Raw genomic sequence first — 17,178 nt, 5'->3', positions numbered from 1 at the left:
CGTGACGCTTCACAGCACGCCTGTCGGCAGCGGGGCAAGCCTCACGCTGATTCGCGGCGCCGACCTCGTGGCGGCGCCGTGGAAGAACGGCGGCGGCGTCACGCGCGAAGTGGCGGCGTTTCCCGAAGGCGCGGGGCTCGATGCTTTCGTGTGGCGGGTGAGCGTTGCCGATGTCGCGCAAGCCGGGCCGTTCTCGCGCTTTGCGGGTATCGATCGCACGCTCGTGTTGTTGTCCGGCGCGGGCATGTTGCTCGATGAGGTGGACGGTGCGCGCGGTTCAACGACGCACGCGTTGACGCAAGCGCTCGACATGGCCCGTTTCACCGGCGAGGCGCAGATCGACGCGCGTCTGGTCGATGGCGCGACACGCGACTTCAACCTGATGGTGCGTCGTAACGCGGCGCAGGGTGAAGTGGAAGTATGGCGCGGCGTAACGCAACGCACGCTTTCCGCCGACGCGGTCCTGCTGTATTGCGCGGAAGGTTCGATGTCGGTTACAGCGGGCGATGCGCGAGCGCTGTCGCTCGCAACCGGCGACACGCTGCGCATCGACACGCCAAACGCGCTGTCATGCACGGTCGAAGGCGCGGGCGCCTTGCTCGCAATCAGCATCCGCTACACGCAACGATGACGACGATTCGCGTGCGTGCTCGCCGCTTATGTCACAGCAGTCGCGGCACGCGCACGCGAACCACCACAGACACGCAACAAGCTGCAAAGAGCACGCGATGAAGCAAACCGTCTGGCATCACCTGAAACTTTGCCCGCAGGGCGATCCCCAACATACGCTGCCCGATGCCGCGATCGCCGTTGAAAACGGCACGATCGTGTGGCTCGGCGCGGCTTCCGCATTACCCGCCGAATACGCCGCATGGCCGCGCGAAGATCTGCACGGCGCGTGGGTGACGCCGGGTCTCGTCGATTGCCATACGCATCTCGTGTACGGCGGTCAGCGCGCGGACGAATTCGCGCAGCGCCTGGCGGGCGTCAGCTACGAAGAAATCGCGCGGCAGGGCGGCGGTATCGTCTCCACGGTGCGCGCCACGCGTGCCGCGGACGAAGCTTCGCTGTTCCGTCAGTCGGCCGCGCGGCTCGAACCCTTGCTCGCCGAAGGCGTGACCACCGTCGAGATCAAATCCGGCTACGGCCTCGACCTCGCCAGCGAGCGCAAGATGTTGCGCGTGGCGCGTCAATTGGGCGAGCGCTATCCCGTCACCGTGTACACGACGTTTCTCGGCGCGCATGCGTTGCCGCCCGAGTTCGCCGGTCGCGCCGACGCGTACATCGACGAAGTCTGCAACACCATGCTGCCCGCGCTCGCCGGCGAAGGTCTCGTCGACGCGGTCGACGTGTTCTGCGAGCGCATCGGTTTCTCGCTGGAACAAAGCGAGCGCGTCTTCGAAGCGGCAGAGCGCTACAAGCTGCCGGTGAAAATGCACGCCGAGCAGTTGTCGAACGGCGGCGGCACGGCACTCGCCGCGCGCCATCATGCGCTGTCCGCCGACCACCTCGAATTTCTCGACGAAGCCGGCGTTGCCGCGATGAAGGAAGCCGGCACGGTGGCCGTGCTGTTGCCGGGCGCGTACTACTTCATCCGCGAGACGCAGTTGCCGCCTTTGGAATTGCTGCGGCGCTATCAGGTGCCGATCGCGATTTCGACCGACAGCAACCCCGGCACGTCGCCCGCCACCTCGCTGCTGCTGATGATGAACATGGCCACCACGCTGTTCCGCATGACCGTGCCCGAAGTGCTGCAAGGCGTGACGTCGCACGCGGCGCGCGCGCTCGGCAAGGCGGATCGGCACGGCTCGCTGGAAGCGGGACGCGCGGCCGATTTCGCGGTGTGGTCGGTCGACTCGCTGGCCGAGCTGGCTTACTGGATTGGACGTCCGCTGTGCGCGCGAGTCGTGCGCGCGGGCGAGACCGTTTATACGCGGCGTGAATTGAGCTAGGGCCTGAGATGACTGAACCGCACAAGCAATCGAATCAATCGCTGTTCGCCGAGCACGCATACCTGCCGGATGGCTGGCGCCGCAACGTGCTGCTGGAGTGGGACGCAAACGGCACGCTCACCGCCGTCACACCCGATACGTCGACGCCGCCCGCCGGCGTGCAGAAGGCTGCTGGTCCGGTACTGCCCGGCATGCCGAACCTTCATTCGCACGCGTTTCAGCGCGCGATGGCCGGGCTCACCGAATATCGCGCATCCGGCGCCGGCGCGACGGATAACTTCTGGAGCTGGCGCGATCTGATGTATCGCTTTGCCGCACGCATCACGCCGGAAGGCTTGGCGAGCGTCGCGCAATGGCTGTACATCGAAATGCTGAAGGCGGGCTATACGTCGGTGTGCGAGTTCCACTACGTGCATCACACGCCCACCGGCAGCCGGTACGCGAACCAGGCCGAACTCGCGCAACGCGTGGTGGATGCTGCGTCCGCGAGCGGCATCGGCATGACGATGTTGCCGGTGCTGTATCAGTACAGCGGCTTCGGTGCGCGCGCGCCGCGTGAGGATCAGCAGCGTTTCATCAACACGCCGGACAGTCTGCTCGATCTGCTCGGCACGTTGCGCGCGGCGCGCCCCGAAACTGCCGCGTTGCGTTATGGCGTGGCGCCGCATTCGCTGCGCGCCGTATCCGCGGATTCGTTGCGTGCGTTACTCGGTGGAATCGAGGACACGGCGCCCGTTCATATTCATATCGCCGAGCAAACAGCTGAAGTCGATGCTTGCCTCGAAACCGAAGGCGCGCGTCCGGTGCAATGGCTGCTCGATCGTTTCGATGTCGACAGCCGCTGGTGCCTCGTGCACGCCACGCACGTCGATGCGAACGAAACGCTGGCGCTCGCGAAAAGCGGCGCGGTCGCCGGTTTGTGCCTGACTACTGAAGCCAATCTCGGCGACGGCATTTTTCCGGCGCAGGCGTATCTCGACGCGAACGGGCGCATCGGCGTGGGCTCGGATAGCCATATCGGCGTCGACTGGCGTGCGGAGCTGCGTTTGCTCGAATACGGCCAGCGTCTCACGCGCCGGCAGCGCAACGTACTGGCGTCGGCGCAAGCCACGCACGTCGCCGATGGTCTCTTCGACGCCTCGCTCGAAGGCGGCGCGCGCGCGACGGGCCGAGCCGTCGGCGCGCTGCAAGCCGGCCGCCGCGCCGATTGGCTGGTGCTCGACGCGGATCATTCGAGCATCGCCGAGCATGCGCCGAACGCGTGGCTCTCGGGCGTTGTATTCTGCGAGCATGGCGAAACGCCGATTCGCGACGTTTACGCGGGCGGCGACAAGGTCGTCGACAACCGCAGGCATCGCGATGAAGAGGGCGCGTACGCGCGCTATCGCGTGGCGCTGGCGGACCTGCTCAAATGAATGACGCGCCGACTTGCCGGCGCGCCTCGCATGAGTTGCTGAACCGATCCTTCGATCCTATCGATTCCGGACTGACATGACTGCTTCGAACACTCCGCCGGTTTTCTCGCTGCATCGGGGAAGCCTGCCGTTCCTCATTTCGATTCCGCATCTGGGTACGCAAATCCCGGCCGATATCGCGGCGACGATGACACCCGTCGCGCAGCGCACCGACGATTGCGACTGGCATCTGGACCGTCTCTATGCGTTCGCGAAACGCATGGGCGCGTCGATTCTCGCGCCCACCTACGCGCGCTATGTGATCGACCTGAACCGTCCGCCCGACGGCGCGAATCTCTATCCGGGCCAGGACACGACCGGCCTGCTGCCAGTCGACACGTTCGACAAGGAGCCGTTGTACCTGGACGGCCATCTGCCGGACGAGGCGGAAGTCGCGCGCCGTCGCGAGGCTTACTGGAAGCCTTACCACGAGGCGCTGCAAGGCGAACTCGCGGCGCTGAAAGCGAAACACGGCAAGGTGCTGCTGTGGGAAGCGCATTCGATCCGCTCGCATGTGCCGCGTTTTTTCGAGGGACGTCTGCCCGATTTCAACTTCGGCACCTCGAATGGCGCGAGCGCGGTGGCCGGATTGGCCGAGGATATGGCTGCTATTGTCGAGCGAGACGACGGCGGCTATACGGCGGTTGCCAACGGCCGCTTCAAGGGCGGCTATATCACGCGCGAGTATGGTCAGCCGTCGCAAGGCGTGCATGCCTTGCAACTCGAACTCTCGCAGATCACGTATATGGAAGAGCATATGCCATATGCGTATGACGAAACGCTGGCCGCGAAAGTCGAGCCTCTGCTGGAAGCGCTGGTCGTGAAGGCATTGGAGCGCGTCAAGACGGCGTGACGCCGCGCGTCATCTTCTCTTCTTTTCCACGCGATTCACGGCGCCGCGCCAGTTGCTCGGCGCCGTGCGCGCGTCGGCCGACACCGCAAAGGTGTAACAGCATGTGTCCGTGATTGCATGCTGCCGTTTTCGCGCAGAACGTATATAGCGCGTTGAAGAAATCTGCCTGCTCCGCGCCGACTCGCCGGCGAAAAAAAGCCCCGCCTGTAGCGGGGCTTTACGATGTGCCGTGCCGGTCAGAGCGTGGCACCGCCCTTAATGGCAGCGTTTTTCCCAGTGATGATGAACGCGCACCTTGTGGCACTCCGGATGATGATGCTCATAAGCTTGTGCGGGAGCGATGGCGCTCAGGGCTGCAACGGCTGCGGCGATGGCGAGGACGATCTTCTTCATTACAAAATCCTTAAATCAGTGTTGGGGTACTAACGGTGCAGCACGGGGCGTGCCGCAACCGCCTGCAAGCATGCCATATCGCGAGGGCAGAGCGGAGGAACGCTGAACAAATGCAGATGTCAATTCACAACGTCGATCGTCGCGAGCCGCCACCGGCAATGGATAGCGGGCAATGGTGCGCAATGGCGCAGTGGCGTGTAATTACGACAGATCGACGCTCACGCAGTGGCATTTCGGGATTGCGCGCCATGCGGTGATGCGTCTACCCTTTCAATACGATAACGCGCGAGTGGCGCGTGATCTCTACATCGGGCAAAAAGATGGAAGACCCAGCGATGGAAGATTCCGACGAATTGCTGCTCCCGGTCTGGCGAGCAAACCTGGTGCTGTTGACCCGTGAGGTCGGCGCGGCGACGCGACTCGCGCGCATGATGACCTTCTCCGCGAGCTATCTGAAACTGATGTTGTCCGGCCAGCGCGAATTCAGCGAGGAATTCGTGCGGGGCATCGAAGCGGTCACCGGCTTGCCGGGCGGCTGGATGAACGTGCCTCACACCGAGCACGACATTCCGCCCAACGCGCGTGAGGCGATCGACAACGAACAGCCGCTCGCGCGGTTTCGCGGTACGGCGCATCCGGTGCGAAAGAAGACGGTGCTGCGGCCACCCGAGCCGATTTTCGGCCAGCCGGGGCCGGCCAAGCGTGTCGAGGAAGAAATCCTCGACGCGGAGGCGCATCGGCGTCAGGCGCACTTCCGCAAAGTCCGCGACGTGGCGATTCAGGACGTGCGGCGTTTCGAGCGGCATCTGACTCACGCGCCGGTGGAGCTGGCGACGATGCGTGCCAAGGTGGAAGACGTGATCGCCGCTGCCGATCTCGACGACCCGATCCAGGCGGACCTCGCGGGACGGCTCGAACAGATCGAAAAGCACCGGCATCTGCTGCTCAGGCACGTTGAGCGATTGCAGGCTTTGCTCGGGCAACTCGGCGAAACGGAGTGATGCAGCGAGGCGCGAGCTGGCGCTCGCTTACGTGGGCTGAGAGGAGCTCCTGCGGCGAGCGTGAAACTCGGCCTCGAGCGTCCACGTCACGCCGTCCTGTGCGAGCGCCACGCCGGTCCAACGGAACGAATCCGGCGTGATGTCGGTGAAGTTCCATCGAATCGGCGTGCCGTCGGCGTGTGTGCCGATCTGCACGAGATGCTCGCCGATGCGGCGGCCCACCAACTCGTCACGCTGACCGGTCCGCGGATTGAGGTACGTGACCCGCCATGCCCGCAGCGCCGGGTCCCAGACACGCAAGGTCGTGCCGTACATCGCGTCGCCGGGCGTCGGCGCGTCGCGTTGTGCGGCGAGCGGCGGCATGATCCAGACGTCCTGCACGGCGCGGCCTTCCAGCACCCAGCCGAAATGAATTTCGCCGCGACGGCGCGCGCTGCCCAGGTCGACGCGGTAATGCACCACGTCCATGTCCCAACTGCCGATCAGCCAGCCGTAGAGGTCGTCGGCGGCGTCGATGTCCGCGGCGCGCGCGGGCGCGCTCAGGGCGGCGTGAAAGCCGCTGTCCAGGTTGTACTCCAGCCGGTTCATCGTGTGTGCTCCTTCGGTGCATAGCGGGATCGGCATCGGCGGAGCCAACGGAAACGCGCCGGCCGCCGATGTGCTAAAACCACGATACGGACTCAGCCGAGGTGCATCTTGGGGAAAATTGCCGTCACGCTGCAACAGGCGCTGGCCCGCCGCGAACAGGAAGGCGCGCGCGGCGGCACGTCGGCGCGCGCGCTCGCCGGGGGCACAGGGTGGCGCGTCGAGGATGTGTTGTGCACCTTCGGCCCGCGCGACCAGCCGTTCGAAGAGCGGCACGACGGTGTGTGCATCGCGATGGTGGTGGCGGGCTCGTTCGCTTACCGCGAGGCGACCGGCCGCGAGTTGCTCACGCCTGGCGCGCTGCTGCTCGGCAACACGGGTGATTGCTTCGAGTGCGGGCATCGGCATGGCGCCGGCGACCGTTGCATCGCGTTTCACTATGCGCCGGCGTACTTCGAACGGCTTGCCGCGGATGCGGGGCTGGCGAGCGGCAATCTGCAATTCAAACGCGCGCGTTTGCCGTCGCAGCGTGCGTTGTCGCCGTTGATCGCGCGTGCATGTGTCGGTGCTGGTGGTGCAACTGGGGGTGAAGTTGGAGCCGATGCAGGTGCAGGTTCTGCTGTCGGCGCTGGAGCGAATGCCGGTGCTAGTGCTGGTGCCGGCGTAAGCGGCTCTGCCGCAACAGCATGGGACGAACTCGCCGTCGAACTCGTCGCCACGACGCTGCAAGCGGCCGGCGCCTTGACGCGTTCCGCTGCGCCCGCTAGCGCCACCGCCTGTTCGCGCGTCGCGCAGACCGTGCGGCTGATCGACGACACGCCCGGCGCGCCGCATTCGCTCGCGAGCCTCGCGGCCGCCGCGGGCTTGAGCGAGTTCTACTTTCTGCGCACGTTCCAGCGCGTGACCGGCGTGACGCCGCATCAATACCTGTTGCGGGCACGCTTGCGCGCCGCGGCGCTGCGTCTTCAGGACGGCGGCGCGAAGGTCGTCGATATCGCGTTCGATTGCGGCTTCAACGATCTGTCGAATTTCAATCACGCGTTTCGCGCGGAGTTCGCTTCGAGTCCGCGAGCCTGGCGCGCGCGGGGCAGGGCGCGGCGCACATGACGCGCTGCGTGGCGTTTTTTCTCAGGCTGGCCTGCGGGTCGGCACTGGGCGTATGCCTCGCCGCCAGCGCGTTCGCCGACGACAGCGCGTCCGCCACATCCGGCGACGATCGCGCGCCTTCCACGATCGAGCGCGACGTCCATCTCTTCACGATCCAGAAAGACGGCTCCGTCGAGGAACACGACGACACTGTCCTGCGCGCCAACACCACGAGCGGCGTCGACGATATCGCGCAACGCTACGTGTGGTTCAACAAGGACATCGAGCAGGTGCAGTTGCTGGCTGCCGAGACGATCGACCTGGACGGCGTCGCGCATCCGGTCGGTCCCGAGGCGATCCGCGACGTGCAGGAGCCGCGCTCGGCAGGCGCGCCGAGTTTCGAGGACGGCGTGTTGCGCACGGTGATTTTCCCTGGCGTGGAGCCGGGCTCGCGCGTGCATCTGGCGTTTCGCAAGACGCGCACGAAGCCCTTGCAGGCGGGCACCTTCGCGTATCTCGTCGAACCGACGCGCGACCCCGTCGAACTGCAGCGCCTGATTTTCGATCTGCCCGCCGACGTGCCGCTCTACGCCGACGCGCGCGGCTACGTCGCCGTGCCGCCGGTCACGGCAAACGGCCGTACCCGCTACGAGTTCGACTATCAGCACGGGCCGTATGCACCGCTCGAAGCGGGCGCGGTCGGCTACGCGAACTGGGGCGACCGTCTGATGGTGTCGACGGTGCCGGACTTTGCGAGTTTTGCCGCGCGCTATCGCGGGCCCGCAGCCGACGCAACGGCGAGCGATCCGGCGATTGTCCGCTTCGCGCAAGCGCTGACCGCCGGCACCGACGACCCGCGCGTGAAAGCGCAACGGCTATACGACTGGATGCGTTTGAATATCCGCTACGTCGCCTTGTTTCTCGGCGAAACGGCGGCGATTCCACACAAGGCGACCGACATCCTGCGCAATCGTTACGGCGACTGCAAGGACCACGTCGCGCTCTACGGCGCGATGCTGGCCGCGGTCGGCATCCGCAGCGAGGCGGTGCTGCTCAATCTCGGTCCGTACTACAGTTTGCCGGACGTGCCCGGCTACGGCACAAGCGCGATCAATCACGCGATTATCTGGATTCCTGAGTTGTCGTTGTATGCGGATACGACGGCGGGCGGCACGGCTTTCGGTTATCTGCCGCCGAGCGTAATGGACAGGCCGGTGTTGCTGGTCGGCGAGGGCGTGCTGTCGCGCACGCCGGCCACACAGTTGCGAGAGCGCAGCGCGCGCGTGCAGATCGACATCGGCGAAAGCGGGGCGGCGAATTACGCTTACCGCGCGGAGGACGCGGGATTTACCGCCGAGATCGAGCGCAACACGTTCCGGCGCGCGACGCGGCAACGTACGCAGCAGATCGCCGCGAACCGTCTTTTGCAGACGGGTTTGCACGGCACAACGCAATTGCGCACGGCGGAGCTCAGGGCCACGAATGGACCGTTCTCCACGTCGATGCAGGGACAGGTGGAACACTTCGTGTGGACCGACGGCACCACGGCGATACCGGCCTTGACGAGTTTTTCCGGCGGCATGGGCTCGCAGGTGCAGGCGTGGCTTGCGGAGCCCGCGAGGACTCAGCCCTGGACGTGCATCGGCGGGGAGTTCGACGAAACCTTGGAAATGACGCTGCCGCGCTTCGTACGGGTGACGGATTTGCCGTCCGACACCGCGGTGCAAAACCGCTTTCTGACCTTTTCATCCAGCTATGTCTACGATCCGGCCGCGCGGGTCTTGCAGGTCAGGCGGCACCTGCGCGCCGCGTTTGGTCATCAGATGTGTTCAGCGAGTGAATTCGCCGAGCTGCACGACGATCTCGTGCGGATCGAGCGCGATCTCGAAGCCGAACTGGTGGTCAAGGTCGCCAATTCGAAGAACCCGTAGCGATTCCGCCAGCACGGGCGCAAGCATTAACACCCGTGCCGGGACCAGAAGTCGCCTAACTCCCGCTCTTGGTCACGATGGGCACCCACGCTCCATTCTTGACCTGATAGAGCGTCGATGCGCCGCTCTTCAACGCGCCGGTGTTGTCGAAGGAAATCTTGCCGGTCACGCCTTCGAAATCGATGGCCTTCAGCGTGGGCCGGTAGTCGTTCGGCGAGATGGACTTGGCCTTCTGCATCGCCTTGATCGCGGCCCATGCGCCGTCATAGCCGAACGGCGCATAGGACAGGATATCCACCCCGAAGCGCTTCTTGAACTTCGAGGAGAAATCCTTGCCGCCAGGCAGCTGCGCGAGTGGCCGTCCGTATTCCCAGGCCATCACGCCTTCCGCGGAATCGCCGGCGAGCTTGATGAAATCCTGATCCATCACGCCGCCGCCGCCCACTAGTTGCGCGTTCATGCCCAGCTGCTTCATGCGCTTGGCAAAGCCCGCGGCCTGCGTGTCCAAGCCGCCGAAGAAGATCAGATCCGCATTGGTCGATTTGATCTTGGTGATCTGCGTGCTGAAGTCGACCGCCTTGTTGTCGGTGTACTCACGCGTCACGATGTTGCCGCCGTGCGCTTTCACCGCTTTCTCGAACTCGTCGGCCTCGCCCTGGCCGAACGCGGTCCGGTCGTCGATGATCGCGATGCGTTTGGCCTTGGTCACTTCCACGGCATACACGCCCGCGTTGCCGGCGTTCTGCGCGTCGGTGGAAATCACCATGAAGGTGTTCGCGAAGCCGCGTCCGGTGATGATCGGATTGGTGGCGGCCGGGTCGATCACCGGAATGCCGGCCTGCTCGTAGACCTGCGAAGCCGGAATTGTCGTGCCCGAGTTGAAGTGGCCCACCACGGCCGACACACCCGCGTCGACCAGTTTCTGCGCGGCCTGCACGCCGATGCGCGGGTCGGCCTGGTCGTCTTCGGAGACGATCTGGAATTGGGCCACCTTGTCGCCGATCTTGATCTTTTGCGCGTTGGCCTCTTCGAGTGCGAGCCGGACGCCGTTCTCCAGGTCCTTGCCGTAGCCGGCGTTGGCGCCGGTCAGCGGCGCGGCGAAGCCGACCTTCACCGGCAGATCGTCGGCGTAGCTGGCCGGCGGCACGATGGCGAAGATAGCGCCAACGAACAGGGCAAGCGGTTTCAGCGTGTAGCGAAGACTCATGGTCTCTCCTTCCATCGACAGTTTCAGGTTGTGAAAGCGGCCAGGCAGTAACGCTGGATCGACGCGCAAGCATGGACTTCCCATGGCGCGCATCGAGAGACTACGGATGATCGGTCGCTTTGAACAATGCGGGAATGCGCGCACTTGTGCGCATTTGCGTTTAAGCGTCGGTCAATCTGGCGCGAATATAGAAAGCCAATTTGCCGTCGTCTTGGCAGTTCGAGGCACTTTGAATGAGCATTTCGGCATAGCTGGCGCAGCGCGTTCGCTGGCGGCGTGTCCGCGCCGGCGCGCGGGTGCGGATTGCGGCATATGCTTAAGAGACCGGCGCGAGCGCGCCGGCCATGTGACTACGGCAAAGCGGCGGGAGTGAATCCGTGCGCCATGCGCCGAGCTCAAGCCTCGTCGTGAGCTTAAAACCAGGCGCTCAATGCTCGCCTTGCTGGCGCAACAACTCTTCGCGCAGACGCAGCAGTGGCGCCTTGGTGTCGTCGTCGGCCCAGGTGTCGAGATCGTCGAGGGCGCGCTGGCAGCCGTCGAGCACCAGGTCGAGGTCCACCGGCACGCCGTTGTTCAGCGCGAACTCGATGGTCTCGGCGAACTGCTGGCACTCGTCCTCGCCGTACGAGATGTCGAGATTGTCGGCGATGACTTCGGCGATATTGCTGCGCGCCTTGTCGTCCGGCGTCACCATGTCGACGATGCCGCGCGCCACGGCCGGCGAGTAGTACAGCGCGATGTCGAGCCACTGCGCGGGATCGAAGTCGGCCTGATCGAACTGGCTCTCGAAGAACTCGATCGCTTCCTGTTCGTGCGCCTCGTCGGCATCGACGCTGATGCACAACTGCTCAAAAAATTCTTCCCGCTCGCTGCGGATATAACCGTCCATCGATGCCTCGTCTGCTGAATGCCGGATGCCTGAAAAATGCGGTGTGGGCTGGCAGGTGCCTCGTCCACGCGGCACGCATTATAGGACGGGCGGCTGACACCGAGCATCTTGCATGGGACCGGAGTCGGCGCGCAAGCGCCGAACTCTGGTCGACAGCCGAGCGACGCGGCGCGAATCGGCCGGTCACAGGGCGCGCATTACGGATTGCTTGCGCTGCACGAAACACACCGCCTACGCCGTATCCGCGACCCACGCATCGAACCACTCGCGCGGCTGTGCGATTTCATTCTGCGCGGCCACCAGTTCGAGCTCATAGCGGCCGGCCTGCCAGGTCGTCTTCACCACGGCATTCACGGCGGCCAGCGTGTGCTCGAAGGCCGCGCGAATCGAATCGCCTAGCAACGTGCGCGCGACGAACACCGCGCTCGTCAGATCGCCGACCCCCACCGGTTGCCGCGCGAACGGATAGAGCGGGCGCTGCCCCATCCACGATTCGCGTTCGGTGACGACCAGCATGTTGAAGCGGTCGGCGGGACTGTTGCGATCGAGCAGATGTTTGACCAGCACCAGCTTCGGTCCGCGTGCGATGAGTTCGCGGCATGCCGTCACGGCTTCTTCCAGCGTCTCGATCTCGCGTCCCACGAGGCGCTGCAATTCGGTGTGATTCGGCGCCATCGCGTCGGCCATCTCGGGCATGGTGCGCACGAGAAATTCCTGGATGCCCGGCTCGACCTTGCAGCCGCTCGCGGCGCCCATCACCGGATCGCAGAAGTACCAGGCGCGCGGATTAGCGGCCTTCACGGCCTTGACGATCTCCAGCACCGACTGCGCCTGCTCGGGCGTGCCCAGATAGCCGGACAGCACGGCGTCGCAGCGCGGCAGCATGCCGATGGCGCCGATGCCGTCGACCAGATCTTCCATTTGCGAGCCGTCGATCGCGCTGCCGGTCCAATGGCCGTACTGCGTGTGGTTCGAGAACTGCACGGTATTGAGCGGCCAGACGTTGACGCCGAGCCGACGCATCGGAAACACGGCCGCGCTATTGCCGGCGTGACCGAAGACGACATGTGACTGGATGCTCAGAACGTTTTTCGTCATGGTGTGGCCCGCGCAAACGGGTATGCGCGATCAATGAAAACGGGAAGGGTGCACCGCGGCGGCGATCCGGCTAGCACCCGGACGCCTCATGCGGCAGGACTGCTTCAGATGGTGCAGGAAATCGGCACACTCTGCATCGTCAGGAAACAATACATGAGTTTGCCTTGCGCGAGTCGATCCGTCCCCGCGTTGTTGCGCCGAACCATCAGACATGAGCATGGTGACGGACGGTTGCGAAGCCGTCCTTGGCTCGTAAAAAGCGGCGTGGCCGGGTTGCCCAACAGCCGTTCGAACTCAGGCCAGCTCGCGATACAACGCCAGATAACGCTCCGCCGAGGCGCCCCAGCCGAAGTCCTGGCGCATCGCGCGCCGCTGGGTTGCCTTCCATTCGGTGCGGCGTTCATACAGCGCGAAGGCGCGGCGGATCGCGGCGCCAATGCCTTTCGGTTCGAATCGCTCGAACACGAAACCGGTGGCGAGATCGTCGGCGAGATTTTCGAGCGAGGCGTCCACCACCGTATCCGCGAGGCCGCCGACGCTATGCACGAGCGGCAGCGATCCATACGCCAGCGCATACAGTTGCGTCAGCCCGCACGGCTCGAACCGCGAGGGCACCGCAATCACGTCGCTGCCCGCGACGATCGTATGCGCGAGCGTTTCATCGAATCCCAGTTCCACCGCCACGGATTCGGGATGCGTATGCGCGACGCGTTTCAAACCGTTCTCCAGCGCCGGGTCGCCGGTGCCGAAGACGATCAGCTGCCCGCCGTGCTTGACGATTTCGGGCACAGCCTCGAGCAACAGGTCGAGGCCCTTCTGCTCGGTCAGGCGGCTCACCACGCCGAACAGCAGCGCATCGCTTTTCTGCGCGAGGCCGAAGCGTTTTTGCAGCGCTTCCTTGCACGCCAGTTTGCCGGCGAGCCGCGTCATGCTGTAGTGGTTCTCGAGCAGCGTATCGGTGGCGGGACACCAGACCGTGTAGTCAACGCCGTTCAGGATGCCGCTCAGATCGTGCGAGCGATGCCGCAACAGACCGTCTAGCCCGCCGCCTTGGGCGAGCGTCTGGATTTCGCGAGCATAGGTCGGGCTGACGGTGGTGATGCGGTCGCTGTAGTAGAGGCCCGCCTTGAGAAACGACAGTTGCCCATAGAACTCCACGCCATGCACGCTGAAAAAATCGTCCGGCAGGCCGAGCTGACCGAACTGATGCGCGGGAAACACGCCTTGATACGCGAGGTTGTGCACCGTGAAGACGCTGCGCGCGAAGCGCTTGCCGTGCTGCCGCTCGGCCGCTTTCAGATAGGCCGGCGCGAGCCCCGCGTGCCAGTCGTGCGCGTGGATGATCTGCGGCGACCATGCCGGGTCCAGTTGCTGGGCGAGTTGCGCGGCGACCCAGCCGAGCAGCGCGAAACGCTGCGCGTTGTCGCCGTAGGGCACGTGCTCGTCGTTCAGATAGGGATTGCCGGGCCGGTCGTACAGCGTGGCCGCGCGGATCACATAGACGACCAGGCCGTTCGACGCCAGCGTGCCGCGCTCGAGCGTGACGCCCGGCGCGTCGAAGCGGCGGCCCAGTTGCGCGACCGGCGCCAGATCGGTCAGGCCGGCGACCACCGCCGGAAAGCCGGGCAACAGCACCCGCACATCGGCGCCGCGCTCGATCAGCGCGGGCGGCAACGCGCCCGCGACGTCGGCGAGACCGCCCGTTTTGAGGAGGGGATACAGCTCGCTTGCGACGTGCAGGGCGCGAATCGTCATAGGCTCCGTCTCTGTCCTGTTAGTGCGGGTTGGATGGCCGGCGGCAACCGGTCCGGTCTGCTAAGTCTTCTGCTGCAACGCCTCCGGCGTGACCAGCACGACGCCGTCGTCGGTACGGTAGAAGCGTTCGGCATCGCTCACCGGATCTTCGCCGATCACAGTGCCGTCCGGTATCGCGCAACCGCGGTCTATCACCACTTTCTGCAGCCGGCAGCTCGCGCCGACGGTGACCTGCGGCAACAAGACTGCCTCATTGATGTTACAGAACGAACTCACCTTCACATTCGAGGACAGCACCGAGCGCGAAATCTGCGAGCCCGAGATCACGCAGCCGCCGCACACGATCAGATTATTGCCCGAGCCTTGCAGCCCCTTCATGTCGCGCACGAACTTGGCGGGCGGCAACTGTTCCTGGTACGTCCAGATCGGCCAGTTGCGATCGTAGAGGTCGAGCGTCGGGATGGTGGAGGCGAGGTCGAGATTGGCGGCCCAATAGGCGTCGATCGTGCCGACGTCGCGCCAGTACGGCTCCACGTTCGGATCCGACGACACGCACGACATGCTGAACGGATGCGCGATCGCCGTGCCTTGCGTGACGACGCGCGGCAGGATGTCCTTGCCGAAGTCGTGATCGGTGTCGATGGTGGAGATGTTCTCTTCGAGCAGCGAATACAGGTAATCCGCGCTGAACACGTAGATGCCCATGCTGGCGAGCGCCGTATCCGGGCGGCCGGGAATGGCGGGCGGGTCGGCGGGCTTTTCCACGAAGCCGGTCACGCGGCGGTTTTCATCGACGTGCATCACGCCGAAGGCCACCGCCTCCATGCGCGGCACCTCGATACAGCCGACCGTGCAATCCGCGCCGCTCTCCGCGTGGTCGGCGATCATGCGCGTGTAGTCCATCTTGTAGATGTGGTCGCCCGCCAGCACCACCACGTATTTCGGCCGGATCGAACGGATGATGTCGAGGTTCTGGAACACCGCATCCGCGGTGCCGCGATACCAGTGAGCACCTTCCACGCGCTGTTGCGCGGGCCACAAGTCGATGAATTCGCCCATCTCGCCGCGCAGGAAACTCCAGCCGCGCTGCAGATGGCGCAACAGCGAGTGCGCCTTGTACTGCGTAACGACCGCGATGCGGCGGATGCCGGAGTTCAGACAGTTGGAGAGCGCGAAGTCGATGATCCGATATTTGCCGCCGAAGTGCACGGCCGGCTTGACGCGTTTGTTGGTAAGCGGCCCGAGCCGCGTGCCCCGTCCGCCCGCAAGGACGATGGCGAGGGTAGTGCGTTGCAGATCGTTCAGCCGTGCCGGAGTGTCCATGTCTGTCTCCTGATTAGTATGCCCCGGATGGTGTGGTCGCTTGCTCTCCACTGATGAATCGTGCTGCGAGGCGGCTCCGTCTTCGCGGGTCCGTCTGCTAGTTCTAGCACTGATTTGCCGCGGGGGAGTAGTCTGAATTGTGCGGATGCCGCGCGTGCGCCCACCTTGCGCACGATCACCCCTTGCAGCGCGGCGATCCGTGCGCCACGACACATAGGGCGTGAGGTGAGCAGCTGCAATATGCGTGCCACGACCGCCATGCCGCTGTCAGCGGGCGCCGGCGGCAGCAGAGTCGGGCGGCGCGTCGTAGAATCGTGCGCTCCCGGCCGCGGGTTCGGGCGTTGGTTTCGCCGTGCGTTTGCCTCGCATGCCTGCCGTGTTTCCTCTTTAGAAAAAACTTCGATGAGTTTTCGCCGCCTGTCCTTGCTCGCCACGTTGAGCGTTTGCGCGCTAGCCGCCACCTCCGCGCCCGCCGTTTTAGCGGCTTCCGCCGCCACACCCGCGAGCGCCGCCGTGCCCGCGAGTGCCGCCGTGCGGAGCGAGGCGAGCGTGGCTAGTCCGGCCAGCCAGGCCGTTTCCGCCGCCACGAGCGCCGCCGGCGATACCGGTACGGCTTACGGTCCCGAGTTGCAGGGTTTCAACTATCCGGCGCCGGTCGAGCAGTACGACTTCACCTCGCAAGGGGTGGCGCTGCATATGGCGTACATGGATATCAAGCCGGCGAAGGCGAACGGCCGCACAGCGGTGCTGCTGCACGGCAAGAACTTCTGCGCGGCGACGTGGGACGCGACCATTCATCGGCTGACCGACGCCGGTTATCGCGTGATCGCGCCGGACCAGATCGGCTTTTGCAAGTCGAGCAAGCCTGAGCACTATCAGTACAGTTTTCAACAGCTCGCGCGCAATACGCATGCGTTGCTGGAATCGCTCGGCGTGACCAATGCGACCATGATCGGCCATTCCACCGGCGGCATGCTGGCGATTCGCTACGCGCTGATGTATCCGCGCGAGACGCAGCAACTGGTGCTGGTCAACCCGATCGGTCTGGAGGACTGGAAGGCGAAGGGCGTGCCCTCGCTGTCCGTGGATCAGTGGTACGAGCGTGAGCTGAAGACGACCGCCGAGGGCATTCGCCGCTATGAGCAGGCCACCTATTACGCGGGGCAATGGCGCGCCAACTACGAACCGTGGGTGCAGATGCTGGCGGGCATGTATCGCGGTCCTGGAAAGCAGATCGTCGCGTGGAATTCCGCGCTGCTGTACGACATGATCTACACGCAGCCGGTGGTGTACGAACTGGGGCAGTTGAGCATGCCGACGCTGTTGCTGATCGGCCAGAAAGACACCACGGCGATCGGCAAGGACGCCGCGCCTGCCGAAGTGCGCGCGAAAATCGGCCATTACCCGGAACTCGGCAAGGCTGCCGCGAAGGCGATCCCGCATGCGACGCTCGTCGAATTCGCCGATCTGGGGCATGCGCCGCAGATGCAGGATCCGCAGGCGTTTCATAAGGCGTTGCTGGACGGTCTCGCGGCGGTGCCGGCGAACCGGTGAGTCAGGATTCGGTTGACTCTCGCAGATCGAAACTCTCGCAGATCGAAAAAAGGGCAGCCGCGCGCTGCCCTTTCTACATTCGTTGACGTAATTACCT

At 64.7% G+C, this 17,178-nt stretch carries 15 protein-coding genes; 8 read left to right on the top strand and 7 right to left on the bottom strand.

Going from position 1 to position 17,178, the window contains the following annotated elements:
* Position 1 precedes the first annotated feature (1 nt).
* From B0G74_RS12565 to hutG, 4 genes are all read left to right on the top strand, one after another.
* On the top strand, positions 2-631 hold the full coding sequence (locus tag B0G74_RS12565) for a HutD family protein (protein ID WP_132376935.1): 630 nt from the start codon (positions 2-4) through the stop codon (positions 629-631).
* Between the two features lie 97 nt (positions 632-728).
* Positions 729-1,952 carry an imidazolonepropionase gene (gene hutI / locus B0G74_RS12560; RefSeq protein WP_132375074.1) on the top strand — a complete coding sequence of 408 codons (1,224 nt, stop codon included), beginning with the start codon at positions 729-731 and terminating at the stop codon, positions 1,950-1,952.
* A gap of 8 nt (positions 1,953-1,960) precedes the next feature.
* The gene (locus tag B0G74_RS12555) at positions 1,961-3,367 is read left to right on the top strand and encodes a formimidoylglutamate deiminase (protein WP_132375073.1); all 1,407 of its coding nucleotides are present in this window, start codon (positions 1,961-1,963) and stop codon (positions 3,365-3,367) included.
* Positions 3,368-3,443: 76 nt separating this feature from the next.
* Positions 3,444-4,259: an N-formylglutamate deformylase gene (hutG, locus tag B0G74_RS12550; protein WP_132375072.1), complete on the top strand. Its 816-nt coding sequence runs from the start codon at positions 3,444-3,446 to the stop codon at positions 4,257-4,259.
* 255 nt (positions 4,260-4,514) lie between these two features.
* Here the strand turns inward: hutG and B0G74_RS45735 are convergent, their stop codons facing one another.
* Positions 4,515-4,652: a hypothetical protein gene (locus B0G74_RS45735; protein ID WP_165923849.1), complete on the bottom strand. Its 138-nt coding sequence runs from the start codon at positions 4,650-4,652 to the stop codon at positions 4,515-4,517.
* Between the two features lie 335 nt (positions 4,653-4,987).
* Here B0G74_RS45735 and B0G74_RS12545 point away from each other — a divergent pair, with 335 nt between their 5' ends.
* Positions 4,988-5,653 (top strand): hypothetical protein, encoded by a 666-nt coding sequence (locus B0G74_RS12545; protein WP_132375071.1) that lies wholly within the window; start codon positions 4,988-4,990, stop codon positions 5,651-5,653.
* Between the two features lie 27 nt (positions 5,654-5,680).
* Here the strand turns inward: B0G74_RS12545 and B0G74_RS12540 are convergent, their stop codons facing one another.
* On the bottom strand, positions 5,681-6,241 hold the full coding sequence (locus tag B0G74_RS12540; protein WP_132375070.1) for a hypothetical protein: 561 nt from the start codon (positions 6,239-6,241) through the stop codon (positions 5,681-5,683).
* A 108-nt stretch (positions 6,242-6,349) separates the two neighbouring features.
* On the opposite strand from B0G74_RS12540, the gene B0G74_RS12535 reads away from it, so the two are divergent.
* Together B0G74_RS12535 and B0G74_RS12530 are read left to right on the top strand one after the other, a co-directional pair.
* Positions 6,350-7,345 carry an AraC family transcriptional regulator gene (locus B0G74_RS12535; RefSeq protein WP_132375069.1) on the top strand — a complete coding sequence of 332 codons (996 nt, stop codon included), beginning with the start codon at positions 6,350-6,352 and terminating at the stop codon, positions 7,343-7,345.
* Positions 7,342-9,255 (top strand): DUF3857 domain-containing protein, encoded by a 1,914-nt coding sequence (locus B0G74_RS12530; RefSeq protein ID WP_132375068.1) that lies wholly within the window; start codon positions 7,342-7,344, stop codon positions 9,253-9,255. Before B0G74_RS12535 ends, B0G74_RS12530 begins: the two co-directional genes overlap by 4 nt.
* A 55-nt stretch (positions 9,256-9,310) precedes the next feature.
* Here the strand turns inward: B0G74_RS12530 and B0G74_RS12525 are convergent, their stop codons facing one another.
* The 5 genes from B0G74_RS12525 to glgC all read right to left on the bottom strand — a co-directional run bounded on the left by B0G74_RS12525 (position 9,311) and on the right by glgC (position 15,527).
* Entirely contained in the window at positions 9,311-10,462 is a 1,152-nt protein-coding gene (locus B0G74_RS12525; protein ID WP_132375067.1) for a branched-chain amino acid ABC transporter substrate-binding protein, read from the bottom strand.
* 427 nt (positions 10,463-10,889) lie between these two features.
* Positions 10,890-11,351 carry a hypothetical protein gene (locus B0G74_RS12520; RefSeq protein ID WP_132375066.1) on the bottom strand — a complete coding sequence of 154 codons (462 nt, stop codon included), beginning with the start codon at positions 11,349-11,351 and terminating at the stop codon, positions 10,890-10,892.
* 231 nt (positions 11,352-11,582) lie between these two features.
* The gene (gene pdxY / locus B0G74_RS12515) at positions 11,583-12,449 is read right to left on the bottom strand and encodes a pyridoxal kinase PdxY (protein ID WP_132375065.1); all 867 of its coding nucleotides are present in this window, start codon (positions 12,447-12,449) and stop codon (positions 11,583-11,585) included.
* 294 nt (positions 12,450-12,743) lie between these two features.
* Complete coding sequence (gene glgA / locus B0G74_RS12510) at positions 12,744-14,204, bottom strand: glycogen synthase GlgA (protein WP_132375064.1); 1,461 nt, start codon at positions 14,202-14,204, stop codon at positions 12,744-12,746.
* A gap of 60 nt (positions 14,205-14,264) precedes the next feature.
* Positions 14,265-15,527 carry a glucose-1-phosphate adenylyltransferase gene (gene glgC, locus B0G74_RS12505; RefSeq protein WP_132375063.1) on the bottom strand — a complete coding sequence of 421 codons (1,263 nt, stop codon included), beginning with the start codon at positions 15,525-15,527 and terminating at the stop codon, positions 14,265-14,267.
* Positions 15,528-15,929: 402 nt separating this feature from the next.
* Here glgC and B0G74_RS12500 point away from each other — a divergent pair, with 402 nt between their 5' ends.
* The gene (locus B0G74_RS12500; protein ID WP_132375062.1) at positions 15,930-17,081 is read left to right on the top strand and encodes an alpha/beta hydrolase; all 1,152 of its coding nucleotides are present in this window, start codon (positions 15,930-15,932) and stop codon (positions 17,079-17,081) included.
* Positions 17,082-17,178: the final 97 nt, after the last annotated feature.

This window comes from Paraburkholderia sp. BL9I2N2 (assembly GCF_004339745.1).
Taxonomy (GTDB): domain Bacteria; phylum Pseudomonadota; class Gammaproteobacteria; order Burkholderiales; family Burkholderiaceae; genus Paraburkholderia.
This window is presented reverse-complemented; position numbering and strand designations above follow the sequence as displayed.

Excerpts from the sequence above, each read along its gene's own strand:
- hutI (WP_132375074.1), top strand. The coding sequence starts at position 729 with ATGAAGCAAACCGTCTGGCATCACCTGAAACTTTGCCCGCAGGGCGAT.
- B0G74_RS12555 (WP_132375073.1), top strand. The coding sequence starts at position 1,961 with ATGACTGAACCGCACAAGCAATCGAATCAATCGCTGTTCGCCGAGCAC.
- hutG (WP_132375072.1), top strand. The coding sequence starts at position 3,444 with ATGACTGCTTCGAACACTCCGCCGGTTTTCTCGCTGCATCGGGGAAGC.
- B0G74_RS45735 (WP_165923849.1), bottom strand. The coding sequence starts at position 4,652 with ATGAAGAAGATCGTCCTCGCCATCGCCGCAGCCGTTGCAGCCCTGAGC.
- B0G74_RS12545 (WP_132375071.1), top strand. The coding sequence starts at position 4,988 with ATGGAAGATTCCGACGAATTGCTGCTCCCGGTCTGGCGAGCAAACCTG.
- B0G74_RS12540 (WP_132375070.1), bottom strand. The coding sequence starts at position 6,241 with ATGAACCGGCTGGAGTACAACCTGGACAGCGGCTTTCACGCCGCCCTG.
- B0G74_RS12530 (WP_132375068.1), top strand. The coding sequence starts at position 7,342 with ATGACGCGCTGCGTGGCGTTTTTTCTCAGGCTGGCCTGCGGGTCGGCA.
- B0G74_RS12525 (WP_132375067.1), bottom strand. The coding sequence starts at position 10,462 with ATGAGTCTTCGCTACACGCTGAAACCGCTTGCCCTGTTCGTTGGCGCT.
- B0G74_RS12520 (WP_132375066.1), bottom strand. The coding sequence starts at position 11,351 with ATGGACGGTTATATCCGCAGCGAGCGGGAAGAATTTTTTGAGCAGTTG.
- pdxY (WP_132375065.1), bottom strand. The coding sequence starts at position 12,449 with ATGACGAAAAACGTTCTGAGCATCCAGTCACATGTCGTCTTCGGTCAC.
- glgA (WP_132375064.1), bottom strand. The coding sequence starts at position 14,204 with ATGACGATTCGCGCCCTGCACGTCGCAAGCGAGCTGTATCCCCTCCTC.
- glgC (WP_132375063.1), bottom strand. The coding sequence starts at position 15,527 with ATGGACACTCCGGCACGGCTGAACGATCTGCAACGCACTACCCTCGCC.
- B0G74_RS12500 (WP_132375062.1), top strand. The coding sequence starts at position 15,930 with ATGAGTTTTCGCCGCCTGTCCTTGCTCGCCACGTTGAGCGTTTGCGCG.